This is a genomic window from Sphingomonas sp. 10B4 (genome assembly GCF_035019905.1).
Taxonomy (GTDB): Bacteria; Pseudomonadota; Alphaproteobacteria; order Sphingomonadales; family Sphingomonadaceae; genus Sphingomonas; species Sphingomonas glacialis.
In genome coordinates this window covers 1-676 of record NZ_JASJVC010000177.1, presented here as the reverse complement: position 1 = coordinate 676, position 676 = coordinate 1, and the positions used below count along the sequence as shown (strand labels likewise).

Genomic DNA, 676 nt, shown 5'->3' with positions numbered 1-676 from the left:
TCATCGATCCTGCAGATTTCAGAATCATGGCTTGAGCGAGCGACGATTTTGCGGGTCGTCAAGCAGACGGAGTATACCGACCGATTCCAGACCCCCGTCGAGCCCGAAGAGGAAACCAGAGCGTGAGCGAGCAAGAAAAATCCGCCGCTTTGTTTTCAGCCTCACCCGCCCGCGGCGGCCCGGCTTCCACCGTGGCGTTGGTAAGCATATGAACCCTTTTGTAGAGGGAAGAAATCTGATGCATATCAATTGGCCAATAGTCCTGGCTTTCACCAAAGCTCTGTTAGGCTTCGCCGGCGCCGCCAGTTGGCCTGGGGCTGCTGCCATTATAGCTTTTCAATTCCGGGAGCCAATCACCGGTGCGATTGAAAGGGCGCGCAGACTTTCTGCTTTTGGGGTCGAAGCTGATCTTCCAGCAAATCCGCAGCTGGCAGGTGTTGGAGACGATCATGTTCCTCCAGCTGTGGAGATTTCAGCATCCCAGCTGAGTGTATCGCCCCAGCCGCCTTTCGATGTGGTTCTGTCACCGAAGGACGACTGGGTCCGCTCATTCATCGAAAAGGAGCCGCTTACCGTCGAGCAAAAGTATGCTTGGGCTGTAAGAGCCCGATCCGAAACTAAGTTGAGTGGTATCAGCGGGTTAGCTTGACGCCAGCCCAAGTCATTGATTCAGGGG

At 55.2% G+C, this 676-nt stretch carries 1 protein-coding gene; it reads left to right on the top strand.

Features of this window, described 5'->3' with window-relative positions; all coding sequences use genetic code 11:
- The first annotated feature begins 238 nt into the window (after positions 1-238).
- Positions 239-649: a hypothetical protein gene (locus QN347_RS19345; protein WP_322163167.1), complete on the top strand. Its 411-nt coding sequence runs from the start codon at positions 239-241 to the stop codon at positions 647-649.
- Positions 650-676: the final 27 nt, after the last annotated feature.

Coding starts and splice junctions, on each gene's coding strand:
- QN347_RS19345 (WP_322163167.1), top strand. CDS start 239: ATGCATATCAATTGGCCAATAGTCCTGGCTTTCACCAAAGCTCTGTTA.